A 16,529-nucleotide genomic window follows, 5' to 3' on the forward strand; every position below is an offset into this window, starting at 1 on the left:
AGCAGTCGACGATGGTATCCACGCATGATGGCGGCGCCTGGGCGCGCTTTTCCTCGGTTTTCCCGGTGTTGCTGCTGGCACAGCTGGTACTGGTCGCGATGGCGGTCAGCAACGGTGTTGCAGGTGCCGGCGGTGGTTTGCAGACCGGGACAATTGCCGGCATTGCCGGGGTCCAGGCGCTGTTGATGCTGTTGCGCACGGTGCCGCTGCTGATGCTGTTGTCATTGCCCTTGTTGATGATCAAGCGTGCCTTGCCGCGCACGATCGCCCTGGGCGTGTTGTGGTCGCTGTTCATCGTGGTACAGGTGCTGCTGGACCAGTACTTCCAGGTGGCGCACGTGCCGCTGGGCGCTGACCTGTTCGGCTACAGCATCGCCGAGATCCGTACCACTCTGGCCGATGGCGCGCCGTTGGGGCTGCGCGGGGTACTGGCTCTGGCGTTGCCGTTGCTGGTGCTGTGGGTGGGGCTGCTGTGGTTGGCGCGCCGTGATGCGCGCGGTTCGACCGTAGGCAGCACGGTGCTGCTGGTGGCTGCGGGTATTGCCTGGATCCTGCCACTGCCCAGTGGCACGGAGGCCTTGAAGGACGTCGCCTCACGCGACCTGGCCTGCAACAAATTCGCCTGGTTCAGTGGTGACGTATGGCGCTGGTTCAAAGGCGAAACGGATGTCGCGGTGGTGCCCAGTGCCGTTGCCAGCAATGAAGCCCCGCTGGATCCGAACTACCCGTTCCTGCACCCGGAGCAGACCCCGGATGCCCTGGGCCCGAACTTCTCGCCAACCAGCGATGGCCGTCCGCCGAACGTGGTGTTGATCGTGGTCGAGGGCCTGGGGCGCTCATTCTCGGGGCCGCAGGCATCGCTGGGCAGTTTCACGCCGTTCCTGGATGAGCTGGCCGGGCGCAGCCTGTACTTCGACAACTTCCTCGCCAACCAGGGCCGTACCTTCGGCGTGCTGCCGACCCTGATTGGCTCGGCACCGTTTGCCGACGAGGGTTTTACCGGTCTGGGTGATCGCATGCCGGCGCATCCGGGTCTGTTCAGCGTGTTGCGCCAGCAGGGCTATAACACCGCCTTCTACAACGGCACCGACACCAACTTCGACAACGAGCGCGCCTACATGCAGGGCCAGCAGGTGCAGACGCTGGTCGACATGAACAACTTCGGCGAGGGCTATCAGCGCAATCCGTTCAGTGCCTGGGGTTACCCGGACAAGGAACTGATCTCGCGGGTACTGGCCGACAATGACAGCGTGCAGGCGCCGTTCCTGACCGCGATCCAGACCATCTCGATGCACACCAGCTACGAGTTCCCCGATCAGGACGTGTACCGCAAGCAGTTCGAGCAGCGCCTGCAGCAGCTGCAGGTGCCCGAGGCGCAGCGTGCCAGCTATCGGGCCAGTACCGATATCTACAGCACCATCCTGTATACCGACGATCAGCTGCGCCGCTATTTCGCGTCGGTGGAAAAGGCCACGTGGTATCCCAACACCATCTTCGTCATCACCGGCGACCACCGCCTGCCGGAGATCCCGATGGGCGAGCATGTGGATCGTTACCATGTGCCGTTGATCATTTTCTCGCCGCTGCTCAAGCAGTCCAGGCGCATCCGCGCGGTGTCCTCGCAGCTGGACGTGACGCCGTCGTTGATGGCCTTGCTGTCCAATACCTACGGTTTGAAGCGGCCAGCGCAGACACCGTGGTTGGGCACCGGCCTGGACATGGCCGAGAGCTTCCGCAGCACGCGTCAGCTGCCGCTGAAGCAGACCAAGACCAGCGCGCCGGAGTACCTGGCCGGGCGTTGGTGGCTGCATGATGGCAAGTTGTACGAGTTGCAGGACGGCATGCATCTGGCCGCAACCGACGACGCCAGCGTGCGTGCCTGGGCCCTGCAACGGCTGCAGCGCTATACCCAGGCCAATGCGATCTTCATGCAGAAGAACGCGCTGACGCCGGAGGGCGCGACACCCAGGCTGGTGGCGTATAGCGCACCGGCGTCCGCAGCCGAGGTGGCGGATGCACCGCTGGCGCACGGCTTGTCGCTGGCCTCGGCCGAGCTTGCGGCGGCCGCCGACGGGGTGCGGCTGACGGCGGTGTTCAGCAGCGGCGATCCCAAGCCCAGCCGGGTCTTCGTGCCACTGGCGGTGATGTCCGCTGAAGACGGTCGCGAACTGCAGGAAGTGTATGGGCAGGCCATGCAGCTGCCGCCCGGTGGCAGTCAACAGGTGCAGCTGCAGCTGCGCCTGCCGCAGGATTGCGGTGGCCACTGTTATGTATCCGTCTTCCCTTCCGACCCGGACAGCGGCAAGGCGATCGGGCAGGGCCGTTATCGCCTGCCGGTGGACGTTGCCGCCGCCGCGGAGAAGTCGCAATGAGCCGCGCGTTTGGCCTGGGCCTGCTGGCCGTGCTGTGTGTATTGCCGATGGCGCAGGCGGCAGCGGCCAGCCGCGCGATATGGACCTGGGAAGCCGAGTCGTACGCGATGATCGAGGATCCGGCGGTCGCCGATGAGGCGGTGGCGTATCTCAAGTCGCAGCGCATCGACACCGTGTATCTGTATGCCGATGCTTACAAGGACCGCAACCTCATCGTCGAGCAGCCGCAGCTGTACCGCGCCTTCATCGAGCGTTTGCACGGCAAGAACATGAAGGTCTATGCCTTGCTGGGTTCCTGGTACCTGAGCACGCAGAAGTACGTGTTGCCGGAGCACCGCAAGGAGGCCGAGGCGATGTTCCGCCGGGTGGTGGATTACAACGCCTCGGTGCCGGAAGCTGCGCGCTTTGATGGCGCCAACCTCGACATCGAGCCGCATATCCTCGACGAGTGGGAGGACGACACCCGCGCGGACCTGCTGATTGGTTTCCTGGACATGAGCGCGGCGGTGATGCGCATCAAGCAGGAGAGCGGTGCGACCTTGGCGGTCGGCCCGGCGATTCCGTTCTGGCTGGACGGCATCGAGGTGGACTGGAACGGCCGTCATCGCCCGGTCAGCGAGCACACCATCAACATCTACGACTACGTGGCCTTGATGGACTACCGCGACAAGGCCGAGGGCCGGGACAGCATCCTGTCGCATGCGGCCAGCGAGATCGCCTATGCCAATGAAGTTGGCAAGAAGGTGGTGATTGGATTGGAGGTTTCACCGAACGACATCAACAAGGTGACCTTCGACGAAGAAGGCCCGAAGGTGTTCGAGCAGGAAGTGCGCAAGGTGGAGCGTGCGCTGCGCAACGAGCCGTCGTTTGATGGTTTTGCGATTCATCACTACCGCGCCTACCGGCGCTGGGCGGGGCGCTACTGGGAGTGAAGGGGGCGAGGTCCTTTTTGTGCACGCTTCGCCCCCTCCCTTTTGCGTAGCAAAGGGGAGGGCCGGGGAGGGGGGCTTCTAAAGCTCCAGCCGCCCAGCAAAACCCGGCCCGCAAGACCCTGTACTCAGAAGCAGCGCAGGCACGCAACGTCAGCCGTGAAAAGCACCCCTCCCCAACCCTCCCCTGCGCTGCGCGCAAGGGAGGGGCAGATGGCTGCGCCCCTGCAGACCTCGCGAGTGCACGCTTCGCCCCCTCCCTTTTGCGTAGCAAAGGGGAGGGCTGGGGAGGGGGGCTTCTAAAGCTCCAGCCGCCCAGCAAAACCCGGCCCGCAAGACCCTGTACTCAGAAGCAGCGCAGGCACGCAACGTCAGCCGCGAAAAGCACCCCTCCCCAACCCTCCCCTGCGCTGCGCGCAAGGGAGGGGGCAGATGGCTGCGCCCCCGCAGACCTCGCGACTGCACGCTTCGCCCCCTCCCTTTTGCGTAGCAAAGGGAAGGGCCGGGGAGGGGTGCTCTTGCTTGAGCTCCCTCCCTTTTGCGCAGCAAAGGGGAGGGCTGGGGAGGGGTGCTTTTAAAGCCCCAGCCGGCCAGCAAAACCCAGCCCGCAAGACCTTGTAGTCAGAATCAACCCAGGCACTCAACGTCAGCCGCGAAAGGCACCCCTCCCCAACCCTCGCCTGCGCTGCGCGCAAGGGAAGGGGCAACAGCCCTTACAATGCGCCGATGGCGACGGAGCAGATTGAAATCTCGGAACGATTGGCGATACCGGAAACGGAGATCGTCGAACGCTTCGTGCGCGCCTCCGGCGCCGGCGGCCAGAACGTCAACAAGGTCTCCACCGCTGTGGAGCTGCGTTTCGACATCGCCGGCTCGCCGTCCCTGCCCGAACCACTGCGTGAGCGCCTGCTGGCCCGCCGCGACCGCCGGGTCACCAGCGAAGGCGTGCTGGTGATCGATGCGCAGCGCTTCCGCACCCAGGACCGCAACCGCCAGGATGCGCGCGAACGGCTGGCCAGTTTCATCCAGGCCAGCCTGAGCGTGCCCAAGGCACGCGTGGCGACCAAGCCTACCTATGGCTCCAAGCTGCGCCGGCTGGATCAGAAAAAGGAACGCGCGCAGGTCAAGCGCGGCCGTTCCACACGTAATTGGGAGTAGTGCTTGAGCAACACGCCACCGACCGTTCCGGTTGTCCCCGCCGCCGTCCCGCAGCGTAAAGGTGCCGCCTTCAGCCGTTGGCTGGGCCGCAGCATCCTGCGCCTGGGCGGCTGGCATATCCGTGGGCCGGTGCCGGACCTGGCCAAGGCAGTGGTGATTGCCGCGCCGCATTCCTCCAACTGGGATGGCCTGTGGGGCCTGGCGGCAAAGATGGCGCTGGGCCTGGAGGCGCGCATTCTCGGCAAGGACAAGCTGTTCTGGTGGCCGCTGAGCGTGGTGCTGCGCCGGCTGGGCGTGGTGCCGCTGGACCGCAGTTCGCCGCAGGGCACGGTGGGCCAGGCGGTGGCGATGATCCGCGACAGCGAACAGGTCTGGTATGCGCTGGCGCCCGAAGGCACCCGCAAGCAGGTGACGGAATGGAAGGGCGGATTCCTGAAAATCGCCCGCATGGCCGACGTGCCCATCATCCCGGCCTATTTCCACTACCCGGAAAAGGTGATCGGCTTCGGTCCGGTCTTCCATACCAGCGGTGACGATGTGGCCGATATGGCGGCCATCCGCCAGTGGTACCGGCAGTGGATGGGGCGCAACCGCGGCACCGGTTGAGCCACCGCGCCGGGCGCGGCTTGGCGCCACCATCGGCACATGCCGCAAACAGGCGAAGGGAGTAGGGTAAAGGGCTGTTCGAAGCCCGTTCCCAAGGAGCCGTTTCATGTCGCGTACCGTTGTCCTGGCCGCCGCCATCAGCCTTGCGCTGGCCGCCTGTTCCGGCAAGGAGTCCACCGCCCCCGTGACCGCCACCACCCCCGACCAGGCAGGCCAGCCGGCTGATGCCTCGACCAACCCGTTCATGACCGCCAGCTCGCTGCCGTTCCAGGCGCCGGCGTTCGACAAGATCAAGGACAGTGACTACCTGCCGGCCTTCGAGGAAGGCATGCGCCAGCAGCTGACCGAGATCAAGCAGATCACCGACAACAGCCAGCCGGCCACCTTCGACAACACCTTGCTGCCGATGGAGAAGTCCGGCGCCATCCTGGATCGCGTCAGCCGCGTGTTCTTCAGCGTGGTGCAGGCCGATACCAACCCGGAGCGGCAGAAGATCCAGGAAGACGTGGTGCCCAAGTTGGCCGCCCACAGCGACGCCATCCACCTGGACCCGAAGCTGTTCGCGCGCATCAAGACCGTCTATGACGGCCGCGCCGAAGCCGGCCTGGATCCCGAGCAGCTGCGCGTGGTCGAGGAAACCTACAAGGGCTTCGTCAAGGCCGGTGCCGAGCTCAGCGATACCGACAAGGAAACCCTGAAGCAGTACAACGCCGAAGAAGCCACCCTGTCCAACGACTTCCACAACAAGCTGGTCGCGGCCACCGCTGCCGGCGCGGTGGTCATCGACGACAAGGCGCAGCTGGCGGGCCTGTCCGAAGGCGACATCGCTGCCGCCGAAGACGCGGCCAAGGGCCGCAAGCTCGACGGCAAGTGGGTGCTGAGCCTGCAGAACACCACCCAGCAGCCGGCACTCGGCTCGCTGCAGGACCGCGACGTGCGCGCCAAGGTGCTGCAGGCCTCGGAAACCCGCACCGAGCACGGCGATGCCAACGATACCCGCGCCATCATCCAGCGCCTGGCCCAGCTGCGCGCGGCCAAGGCCAAGCTGCTTGGCTTCCCGAACTATGCCGCCTACAACCTCACCGACCAGATGGCGCAGACGCCGGCCAACGCGCTCAAACTGCTGACCGACACCGTGCCGGCGGCCACCGCCAAGGCGCGCGGCGAGCTGGCCGAGATCCAGAAGGTGATCGACGCGCAGAAGGGCGGCTTCAAGGCCAGCGCATCGGACTGGGACTTCTACGCCGAGCAGGTGCGCAAGGCCAAGTACGATCTGGACGAGTCGCAGATCAAGCCCTACTTCGAGATGGACAACGTGCTGCAGAACGGCGTCTTCTACGCCGCCAACCAGCTCTACGGCCTGACCTTCAAGGAGCGCAAGGACCTGCCGGTGTATCACCCGGACGTGCGCGTGTTTGAAGTCACCGATGCCGACGGCCAGCCGCTGGCGCTGTTCTATGCCGACTTCTTCAAGCGCGACAGCAAGTCCGGTGGCGCCTGGATGGACGTGTTCGTCGAGCAGGACGGCCTGACCGGCACCAAGCCGGTGGTCTACAACGTCAGCAACTTTACCAAGCCCGCCGCCGGCCAGCCGGCGCTGCTGAGCTGGGACGACGTGACCACCATGTTCCACGAGTTCGGCCACGCCCTGCATGGCATGTTCTCCAAGACCAAGTATCCGAGCGTGGCCGGCACCGGCGTGCCGCGTGACTTCGTCGAGTTCCCGTCGCAGTTCAACGAGCACTGGGCCTCGGACCCGAAGGTGTTTGCCAACTACGCCAAGCACTACCAGACCAAGGCAGCGATGCCGCAGGAGCTGGTCGACAAGATCGCCAAGGCCAAGACCTTCAACCAGGGCTATATGACCACCGAGTACCTGTCGGCGGCCCTGCTCGACCTGGCCTGGCATACGCAGGGCGCTGACGCACCGCTGCAGGACGTGGACAAGTTCGAAGCCGATGCGCTGAAGCGCTACAAGGTAGACCTGGCCCAGGTGCCGCCGCGTTACCGCAGCAGCTACTTCGACCACATCTGGGGCGGCGGTTATTCGGCCGGTTACTACGCCTATTTCTGGGCGGAGATGATCGACCATGACGCCTTCGAGTGGTTCAAGGAGAACGGTGGGCTGAGCCGCGAGAACGGCCAGGTATTCCGTGACAAGATCCTCTCGATCGGCAATACCCGTGACCTGGCGACGGCCTACCGTGATTTCCGCGGCAAGGATCCGAGCGTCGAACCGCTGCTGCACAACCGCGGTTTGAAGTAAGCGGCCTTGAAACAAGCGCTCGCACTTGTGAGCGTGTGAAACCACGAACGGCAGGGGAAACCCTGCCGTTCGTGTTTGTGCGCGTGCGGTGCTGCAAGTTGCAACGCGCTGGTGTTACTCGCAACGCACCTTGGTGATGACGTTGTTGGCATCGGTGTAGACGCGCAGGCGATCCTGGCGGATATCGCGGGAAACGATGGTGGTCGGGCCGATGGGATTGACCAGGCCTGCGCCGCTCTCCTTTTTCAGGCGGCGCACGGTGGCTTCGTCATTGACCGTGCCCACTGCCCATTGCAGCGAGGCGTCGCTGCAGCGGCCGAAGTTGGGGTCGTCGCTGACCGGCGGCGCACTCAAGCAGCCGCTCAGGGCGATGCTCAGCAGGCCGCCGACCAGCAGCGGGCGGAGGATGGCAGCGGTGTGACGCAGTGTGATTTGAGGCATGGGGCAGTTCCTCCGTTCGAATATGTGCGGAGCATAGCAGTGGCCCATTGTCTGGTTGCCGTTTTTCAGGACTGCCAACCCTGTCGCGATAGGACAATGAATGGCTGTTAGGATCATTCCGATTGCATCTCTGACCTGATCCAGCAAAGGAAGCTCACCCCATGAAATCAGCCAAGCGATCCATTATTGCCGCCTGTGCCACCGTGTTGTTCGGACTGGCCGGCGTGCAATCCGAAGCCGATGCCTGCACCCGTTTCGTCTATCACGGCGCCGGCAATGAAATCTTCACCGGCCGTTCGATGGACTACAAGATCGATACCGGCACCCATCTGTGGATGTTCCCGCGTGGCATGCAGCGCAGCGGCGAGACCGGCCCGGATACGCTGAAGTGGACTTCGCGTTATGGCAGCGTCATCGCCAGCGCCTACGACATTTCCACCACCGACGGCATGAACGAAGCCGGCCTGGTCGCCAACCTGCTGTGGCTGGCCGAATCCGAATACCCCGAGCGCAACAGTGGCAAGCCCGGCCTGGCCATTTCGGTGTGGACGCAGTACATGCACGACAACTTCGCCACCGTCGAGGAAGCGGTGAAGGTATTGAGCGCCGAGCCCTTCACCCTGGTCAGCGATGCAGCGCCCGGCGAGCAGCGCCTGGCCACCTTGCACCTGTCCATCTCCGATGCCAGTGGCGACAGCGCCATCATCGAGTACATCAAGGGCAAGCAGGTCATCCATCACAGCCGCGACTACAAGGTGATGACCAACTCGCCGATCTTCGAAGAGCAGCTGGCATTGGAAACCTACTGGCGCCAGATCGGCGGCACGGTGATGTTGCCGGGTACCAACCGCGCCTCGGACCGCTTCGCCCGCGCCGCGTTCTATATCGACGCCATTCCCAAGTCGACCGACCCGGTGGAATCCACTGCCAGTGTGTTCGGCGTGATACGCAATGTATCGGTGCCGTACGGCATCACCACCCCGGACCAGCCGAATATTTCCTCCACGCGCTGGCGCACAGTGTCCGACCAGTCGCGCATGCGCTATTACTTCGAATCCGCGCTGGCACCCAATGTGTTCTGGGTGGACCTGAAGAAGATTGATTTCAGCGAGCACGGCGGCAAGGTGAAGCGTCTGGACCTTGGCAACCAGCAGCGCACCATCTACGCGGGTGAAGCCAACGCCCAGTTCAAGGACGCCAAGCCCTTCCGCTTCCTGGGCGTATAAGGCGAGCAATCGCCGTGCCCGTGCAAGCGGGCACGCATCATCTGGAGCTTCAATGAAAACCCGATTCACCCGCAAATACCTGTGCCTGCTGTTGGCAATGGGCGGCATGCCGCTCGCGCACGCACAGAGCAACGACAACAGCTGGCGCTTTCAGGCCACGCCTTATGTGTGGATGAGCGGCATGGAAGGGCAAGTTCGGCCGTTCCGCAGCGCACCGATGGCGGACGTACACAAGTCCTTCTCCGAGCTGATGGACAGCCTGGACGCGGCGGCCTTCATCACCGGCACCGCGCGCCGTGGCAACTTCGTGCTGCAGGCCGATTTCACCCACGCCTCCACCTCGGATTCGACGCCGCTACCGATTGGCGTGGCAGCGAACGTGAAAGTGAAGCAGACCTCGGCAACCGTGACTGCAGGCTATGCCTGGTTGGCGAATGAGCGCACCGGCATCGACCTGCTGGCGGGTGTTCGCTACTGGGATATCGAGGCTGCGGTGAACGTGCCCGGTCTGGTATCGGCGCGTTCGGATTCCACCTTCGTCGACCCGATTGCCGGCGTGCGCTGGCGGCAGGCGCTGAGCCCGCGCTGGAGCAGCATTGCCTATGTGGATGTGGGCGGTTTTGGTGTGGGTTCGGATTCGACCTGGCAGCTGTTGGCACTGGCCAACTACCAGGCAACGGACAACCTGTTCGTATCGATGGGCTACCGCCACCAGAGCCTGGATTACCGCGACAAGGGCAAGCGCCTGGACGTGTCCCTGTCCGGCCCGATGCTGGGTGTGACGTACCAGTTCGGTAGGAGGCTGTAGCTTTAGTCCCCTCCCTTTCGCGAAGCGAAGGGGAGGGCTAGGGAGGGGGGCTCTTAGCAGCAACCCTCATATGCCCAAAGCAAAACCAACCCCCTCCCAACCTCCCCCTTGGCTACGCCAAAGGGGAGGGGCAAAGCTTGGCCCCCTCCCTTGCACGAAGTGCAGGGGAGGGCTGGGGAGGGGTAGCTTTTGACCGTGTAGAGCCGAGCCATGCTCGGCTGGAGCCTTACCAGGAAAGCCTCTGCCGAGCATGGCTCGGCACTACAGCTTCGCCCCCTCCCTTGCACGAAGTGCAGGGGGAGGGCTGGGGAGGGGTAGCTCTTGACCGTGTAGAGCCGAGCCATGCTCGGCTGGAGCCTTACCGGGAAAGCCTCAGCCGAGCATGGCTCGGCACTACAGCTTCGCCCCCCACCTTTCGCACAGCGAAGGGGATGGGCTGAAGCAATCACTCCACCTCGCTCGGATCCGCCTTCCAATACCCGGTCGCGCGTATCCATTCCTTCGGCACCTGCAAATGCCCTTCCACAAACTTTCGCATCATCCGCGCACGCTTGGATTCAGTGGCAATCCAATAGTGCGTATCACCATCAGGCTGCTCGAAATCCACCAGCGCATCTTCCAGCAAGGTACTGCTGGCCGCATCAAAGCCATTGCGCTCGAACCAAGACACAGTCACCTGCGCTGAACTTTCCAGCGGCTGCCGATCACCCTCTTCCGGAATCTCGATGAACACCTCGGCCACCGCACCCTCCGGCAACTCTTCCAAGCGCCGCGCGATCGCCGGCAACGCCGTCTCATCACCAATCAGCACATAGCAGTCGAAGTCATCGGCCACCACATGCGAACCACGTGGGCCGGCAACGACCAGCTCGTCGCCAACCTTGGCATTGGCAGCCCAAAGCGTCGCCGGGCCATCACCATGCAGCACGAAATCCAGCACCAGCTCGCCAGCGTCAGCATCGTAAAAACGCGGCGTGTAATCGCGCGCCGGTGAAGGCTGCTTGCCTTCCGGATAGCGCGGGCCCTGCTCGGTGAGTTCCGGCAATACAAATTCGCCTTCGGCATTGGCGAAGAACAGCTTCACGTGGTCATCCGGTGAGCGGCTGTCAAAACCTTCCAGCGCATCGCCGCCTACAACAACGCGCTGCATGTTCGGGGTCAGGCGTTCCGTGTGCACTACCTGCAGCTGGCGGAAACGCGGGGTCATGCGGATCAATTGGGTTTCATGCTGTGACATGGGGGTACCTGGGGTCAGTGTCGGCAAGGCCGGGAGACCGTGGCTGGATCGCTCTGGCTGGGTCGTAATGAACAACGGTGGTGCGAATCAGTTTTCCTGCGACTGCTGCTGTACGAGCGCAGTCGCCTCTGCAATCAAGCCGGCAATGCGCGTGACATCGGCGTCCTGCCAATCGCCTTTGCGCAGCATCAGCGAGTGGGTGAACTGCTGCATGGCATCGCGCAGCGGCGCAGGCAGGCTCTCCCTGGCGATGACGCGCGAGTTGTGGCGTGCACGCATGCGTGCGGTTTCCACGTCCTCGGCACGCAGCTTGAGCTGGGCCTGGCCCAGGCTGGTGATGTGGTAGCGCTTGCGTCCGGCGTCTTCCTCGGCGCTTACCCAGCGCTGCTTCTCGAAGTCGGCCAGCAGCGGATACACCGAGCCCGCGCTGGGCGTGTACACGCGCACGAACATCTCGCTGATCTGCTGGATCAGCTCATAGCCGTGGCGCGGCTGCTCGCCGATCAGGGCCAGCAGCAACAGGCGCAGATCGCCACGGCCCAAGGGGCGCGGGGTGGGGGAGCGGCGGGGTTCCGGGCTGGTCATGGGAGTTTTCGATATATCGAATTTGCGCAAAACGATATATCGAAAACTCTTCCGGTGCAAACGGCATCGCTTCCCGTGGGACGGTGCAGACCAGCAGGGCTTGCATTCATTGTCCATTGCTGCATTGCAGCATGACTGGCTTGTCACCGCCCTGACCTCTGCCGATGGCAAGTTCGCCCGGTGTTTAGTGCCATTAAGCGTCTGCACGGCGATGCCCGGCCTGTCCATGGCTGTCCGTGGCGGTGCATGAGAACTGTCGCGAAATGTCTTGCAGACACTGGCTCTTGGCACTCCATACGCATGCGTAGCCAGCTTGGCAAGGTACCGGGTGCGCTACACTTTACGGCTCAAAATAATGACAAGCGCGCGCGTGCGTGCAGTAACTGGGAGCGCTAATGAACTGGTTGAACGAGATGCTTGATAACGACACGAATCCCCTGGAAACCCAGGAGTGGATCGAGTCGTTGAAGGCCGTTATCGATGTCGAGGGCCCCGAGCGCGCACATCAGTTGCTGGAAGGCATGGTTGAACTGACCCGTCGCTCGGGCGCGTTCCTGCCGTTCTCCCCCACCACCGAATACGTCAACACCATCGAGCCGCAGCTGGAAGCCAAGAGCCCCGGCAATGCGGAACTGGAATGGCGCATCCGCTCCATCATCCGTTGGAACGCGATGGCCACCGTCGTGCGCGCCAACCGCAAGCCGGGCGACCTGGGCGGCCACATCGCCTCGTTCGCATCGGGCGCCACGCTCTATGACGTGGGCTTCAACCACTTCTGGCGCGCGCCGAGTGACAACCATCCGGGCGACCTGCTGTTCATCCAGGGCCACAGCGCCCCGGGCATCTATGCGCGTTCCTACCTGGAAGGCCGCATCAGCGAGCAGCAGCTGGACAAGTTCCGCATGGAAGTGGACGGCGGCGGTCTGTCGTCCTACCCGCACCCGTGGCTGATGCCGGATTACTGGCAGACCCCGACCGTGTCGATGGGCCTGGGTCCGCTGGCTGCCATCTACCAGGCGCAGTTCCTGCGTTACCTGGAAAACCGCGGCCTGATCGAGAAGAGCGACCGCAAGGTGTGGTGCTTCATCGGCGACGGCGAGTCGGACGAGCCGGAAACCCTGGGCGCCATCGCCCTGGCCGGCCGCGAAGGCCTGGACAACCTGATCTTCGTCGTCAACTGCAACCTGCAGCGCCTTGATGGCCCGGTGCGCGGCAACGGCAAGATCATCCAGGAACTGGAAGGCGTGTTCCGTGGCGGCGGCTGGAACGTGATCAAGCTGCTGTGGGGCGGTTACTGGGATGCCCTGCTGGCCAAGGACACCAATGGCGTCCTGAAGAAGCTGATGATGGAAACCGTCGACGGCGAATACCAGAACTGCAAGGCCTTCGGCGGCGCGTATACGCGCGAGCATTTCTTCGGCAAGTACCCGGAAACCGCAGCCATGGTCGCCGGCCTGTCCGACGACGACATCTGGCGCCTGAACCGTGGCGGCCACGACCCGCACAAGGTGTACGCCGCCTACCACCAGGCCGTGAACACCAAGGGCATGCCGACCGTGATCCTGGCCAAGACGGTCAAGGGCTACGGCATGGGCAGCGCTGGCGAAGCGCTCAACCCCACCCACCAGACCAAGAAGCTGGACGACGAATCGGTCCGCCATTTCCGCGACCGTTTCAACATCCCGGTCACCGACGAGCAGCTCAAGGACGGCCAGGTGCCGTTCTACCACCCGGGCCCGGATTCGCCGGAAGTGAAGTACCTGCAGGAGCGTCGCGCTTCGCTGGGTGGCTACCTGCCGCAGCGTCGCCAGAAGGCCGACAAGTCCTTCGTCGCACCGAAGCTGGAAACCTACGAGCGCCTGCTCAAGGAATCCGGCGAGCGCACCTATTCCACCACCATGGCCTTCGTGCAGACGCTGAACATCAGCCTGCGTGACAAGGAGCTGGGCCCGCGCCTGGTGCCGATCGTCGCCGACGAAGCGCGCACCTTCGGCATGGAAGGCCTGTTCCGCCAGATCGGCATCTATGCCCCGTACGGCCAGAAGTACAAGCCGGTCGACGCCGACCAGCTCATGTACTACCGCGAAGACCAGAGCGGCCAGGTGCTGCAGCAGGGCATCAGCGAGCCGGGTGCCATGTCCTCGTGGATGGCGGCCGGTACCAGCTACTCGGTCAGCAACGTACCGATGCTGCCGTTCTACATCTACTACTCGATGTTCGGCTTCCAGCGCATTGGCGACATTGCCTGGCAGGCAGCGGACATGCGTACCCGTGGCTTCCTGCTCGGCGGCACCGCCGGCCGTACCACGCTGAACGGCGAAGGCCTGCAGCACGAAGATGGCTTCAGCCACATCGTCGCTGGCGGCATCCCGAACGTGCGCAGCTACGACCCGACCTTCGGTTTCGAAGTAACCGTCATCCTCCAGCACGGCACCAAGGCCATGATGGAAGACCAGATCGACGAGTACTACTACATCACCCTGATGAACGAGAACTACGCCCATCCGGCCATGCCGGCAGGCGCAGCCGAGGGCATCATCAAGGGCATGTACCTGCTCACCGACGCCGGCAAGCCGAAGAAGGGCGAGCTGCGCGTGCAGCTGCTGGGCAGCGGCACCATCCTGCGCGAAGCCATTGCAGCGGCCGAACTGCTGGACAAGGATTTCGGCGTCACCGCCGACATCTGGAGCTGCCCGAGCTTCAACGAACTGCGTCGTGATGGTTTCGACGCCGAGCGCTGGAACCGCCTGCACCCGGAAGCCGAACCGCGCAAGCCGTATGTCACCGAGCTGCTGGAAGGCCGCCAGGGCCCGGTCATTGCCGCCACCGACTACGTGCGCGCCTACACCGACCAGATCCGCGCCTTCGTGCCGGCGACCTATTCGGTACTGGGCACGGATGGCTTCGGCCGCTCCGATACCCGCGCCAACCTGCGTCGATTCTTCGAGGTTGACCGTTATTACATCGCGCATGCTGCCATTGCGGCGCTTGCTAAGGATGGGAAGATGACGGCTAAGGATGTTGCCCGGGCTATCAAGCAGTATGGGATTGATCCGGAGAAGGCTAATCCTGTTGGGGTTTGATACGAGGTCTATTTGAATTTGTTAGGGCGGCCGGTTGAAGGGGCTGCCCTAGCTTGTTACTCACTATTATTCGGTGGTTCTCAGGGAGGCGCAGCTCCAGCTTTTCGGTCGACCGACTGGAGCCACTCCATCAGATCGGAGTGGTTTCTGATCCCGAAAGACCTTAGTGCGCAAACGATGTCATTGGCGGAAATAATGAGTATCGGATGTCCGTCGTCGACGATCTCTTTGTATGCTTGGCTGTTCACGTGAGATGTCGTGACCATTACGCCGAATTGGCGATGGCGAAGTCGTGAAATTAATCGTGAGGTTTGTCGTACCCCCACTGAGTTATGCATTGAGTAACATTTCGCCTCCATAGCAAATTCGACCTCAACACGAGATCCGAGCGGGCCGATTCGGTAGCGGCCCACTGCATCGCGTCCGCCATCTCGGGACGGTCGGGTTACATCAATGGATGATATGTTAGGAAGTAGCATGCGAGTAATCTCTGCTGCACACCATTCGAATCCCACTGGGTCTACTTCGTAGTGCCCAATCAGAGCATTGATTAGTTCCACGTCCTTCTGGCTAGAGGGAAATTGTTCTGCTTTTGAACGGTAAGCTTGGCTCGAGCTCGCCCTAAGTGGTTCGTGTTGCCCATGCTCAATCCATGCGCTCCATGCAGAAGGGGCGTTTGGTGTATGGGCGGCGCCGCGTTGGATGTCTGATATCCATGCGCGATTGATACGTCCAGCGTCTAGAATCGTGAATGTAGCTCGATAGTTCTGAAATCTCCTTCCGTCAAGCTGGTGCCATGTGGCAACTAAGCTCTCCGCTGGGCGAACCCCAATTGCACCTGGTACTGCCAACCCCAAGAAGACGACATCTCTGTAGTTTCCAGTGTTGCGGAAAACAAATATGGGTGGAACGTGCCGTCTGTCTAGGTTGTTCGAGCCGCGTGCAAATGCGTCTCGGAGCATCTCATTACCCCATCGCCGTGTCTGGTGAAGCTCCTGGCCAGGCCGCCGGTTGTCCCCATAGTACGTCAATACTCCTGTCTCTAAATCGATGGAGTCGGGCCAGTGCAATTCATTCATTGTCGTAGTCAGTACGATCAATTTGGGCTGTTCACGACGGCCCAAATGTCTAAATCCTCCTTGGTTGCTGACCCCTAGGATGTGTACCAGTGGGTCATCACCAGCATTTCCTCGTCGTCCTCCTGGGTAAATTTGATCAACGACTAAATCGGTAGAACGTAAAATTGCCTTGTTCTCTCCCGCCTCTGTGGCTGCAGTGCCCATACGCAAAATTGCCTCTTGAGTCATGGCAAGATTGTAGTCGCACTAGGTGAAAAGCAATGCAGGCCGCCATTGTTGAGTTGGGTCGACGACGCGATCATCCGTTTAATCAGTCATGGGTTCTTGTGGGAGGGGGCATTCGGGGAGGGTCGTGGCGGATGCGCGCGGTGCCGCGAGCATCGACGGTGAGGAGATGGACGGCTGATCGTGCCAGTGCCTTAGTGTGGTGGGTGCCCAGCGCTAAGTCGGTGGCTGTCGGGCCATTTGTCCACAGCTTAGTCTCGAAAGTGCTGAGCATGATGCTATTTGATGCGGCTTGTGGTGCAGCCCCAACCTCGTAACATAATTACGGACTTCGATTTTTTAGCGGTATTGAAGTCTGCATCTTCGCAAACGTTCAATAAGGCTCCAACCTGCGGCATCATGTGTGCGCGGCATGAAAGCGTCTGGCACTAGGTTGGCAGGCCCCCCAACCTGTGCCGAGATTCAGTGAAGGTGTGGGCAGGCTGTTTTTTCTCGCCAATTGTGCCCGCATGGG

General features: G+C 62.6%; 12 protein-coding genes. 8 read left to right on the top strand and 4 right to left on the bottom strand.

Annotated features, from left to right (window positions below):
• Positions 1-11 precede the first annotated feature (11 nt).
• The 5 genes from ACVOLQ_RS04855 (at position 12) to dcp (ending at position 7,331) form a co-directional block, all read left to right on the top strand.
• A complete protein-coding gene (locus ACVOLQ_RS04855; RefSeq protein WP_481527277.1) occupies positions 12-2,372 on the top strand; it encodes an LTA synthase family protein in 2,361 nt (786 codons plus the stop codon).
• The gene (locus tag ACVOLQ_RS04860) at positions 2,369-3,304 is read left to right on the top strand and encodes a hypothetical protein (protein ID WP_481527278.1); all 936 of its coding nucleotides are present in this window, start codon (positions 2,369-2,371) and stop codon (positions 3,302-3,304) included. Before ACVOLQ_RS04855 ends, ACVOLQ_RS04860 begins: the two co-directional genes overlap by 4 nt.
• 723 nt (positions 3,305-4,027) lie before the next feature.
• Positions 4,028-4,459, top strand: a complete 432-nt coding sequence (gene arfB, locus ACVOLQ_RS04865) for an alternative ribosome rescue aminoacyl-tRNA hydrolase ArfB (protein ID WP_313495503.1) — start codon at positions 4,028-4,030, stop codon at positions 4,457-4,459.
• 3 nt (positions 4,460-4,462) lie between these two features.
• Positions 4,463-5,065, top strand: coding sequence for a lysophospholipid acyltransferase family protein (locus ACVOLQ_RS04870; RefSeq protein ID WP_313174041.1), 603 nt, complete (start codon positions 4,463-4,465; stop codon positions 5,063-5,065).
• Between the two features lie 106 nt (positions 5,066-5,171).
• Entirely contained in the window at positions 5,172-7,331 is a 2,160-nt protein-coding gene (dcp, locus tag ACVOLQ_RS04875; protein ID WP_481527279.1) for a peptidyl-dipeptidase Dcp, read from the top strand.
• Between the two features lie 114 nt (positions 7,332-7,445).
• Here the strand turns inward: dcp and ACVOLQ_RS04880 are convergent, their stop codons facing one another.
• On the bottom strand, positions 7,446-7,772 hold the full coding sequence (locus ACVOLQ_RS04880) for a hypothetical protein (RefSeq protein ID WP_481527280.1): 327 nt from the start codon (positions 7,770-7,772) through the stop codon (positions 7,446-7,448).
• Between the two features lie 161 nt (positions 7,773-7,933).
• Here ACVOLQ_RS04880 and ACVOLQ_RS04885 point away from each other — a divergent pair, with 161 nt between their 5' ends.
• On the top strand, positions 7,934-8,998 hold the full coding sequence (locus tag ACVOLQ_RS04885; protein WP_481527281.1) for a linear amide C-N hydrolase: 1,065 nt from the start codon (positions 7,934-7,936) through the stop codon (positions 8,996-8,998).
• A gap of 52 nt (positions 8,999-9,050) precedes the next feature.
• Positions 9,051-9,806: a porin family protein gene (locus tag ACVOLQ_RS04890; RefSeq protein ID WP_481527282.1), complete on the top strand. Its 756-nt coding sequence runs from the start codon at positions 9,051-9,053 to the stop codon at positions 9,804-9,806.
• Between the two features lie 445 nt (positions 9,807-10,251).
• On the opposite strand, the gene ACVOLQ_RS04895 is transcribed toward ACVOLQ_RS04890, so the two are convergent.
• Both ACVOLQ_RS04895 and ACVOLQ_RS04900 read right to left on the bottom strand, forming a co-directional pair.
• Positions 10,252-11,043 carry a siderophore-interacting protein gene (locus ACVOLQ_RS04895; protein ID WP_313174037.1) on the bottom strand — a complete coding sequence of 264 codons (792 nt, stop codon included), beginning with the start codon at positions 11,041-11,043 and terminating at the stop codon, positions 10,252-10,254.
• 87 nt (positions 11,044-11,130) lie between these two features.
• Positions 11,131-11,628, bottom strand: a complete 498-nt coding sequence (locus ACVOLQ_RS04900) for a PadR family transcriptional regulator (protein ID WP_481527283.1) — start codon at positions 11,626-11,628, stop codon at positions 11,131-11,133.
• A gap of 395 nt (positions 11,629-12,023) precedes the next feature.
• Between ACVOLQ_RS04900 and aceE the strand changes: the two genes are divergently transcribed.
• Entirely contained in the window at positions 12,024-14,711 is a 2,688-nt protein-coding gene (aceE, locus tag ACVOLQ_RS04905; RefSeq protein WP_481527284.1) for a pyruvate dehydrogenase (acetyl-transferring), homodimeric type, read from the top strand.
• A gap of 80 nt (positions 14,712-14,791) precedes the next feature.
• Here the strand turns inward: aceE and ACVOLQ_RS04910 are convergent, their stop codons facing one another.
• A complete protein-coding gene (locus ACVOLQ_RS04910) occupies positions 14,792-16,018 on the bottom strand; it encodes a restriction endonuclease (RefSeq protein ID WP_481527285.1) in 1,227 nt (408 codons plus the stop codon).
• Positions 16,019-16,529 lie beyond the last annotated feature (511 nt).

It is taken from the genome of Stenotrophomonas sp. STEN031 (assembly GCF_056759975.1).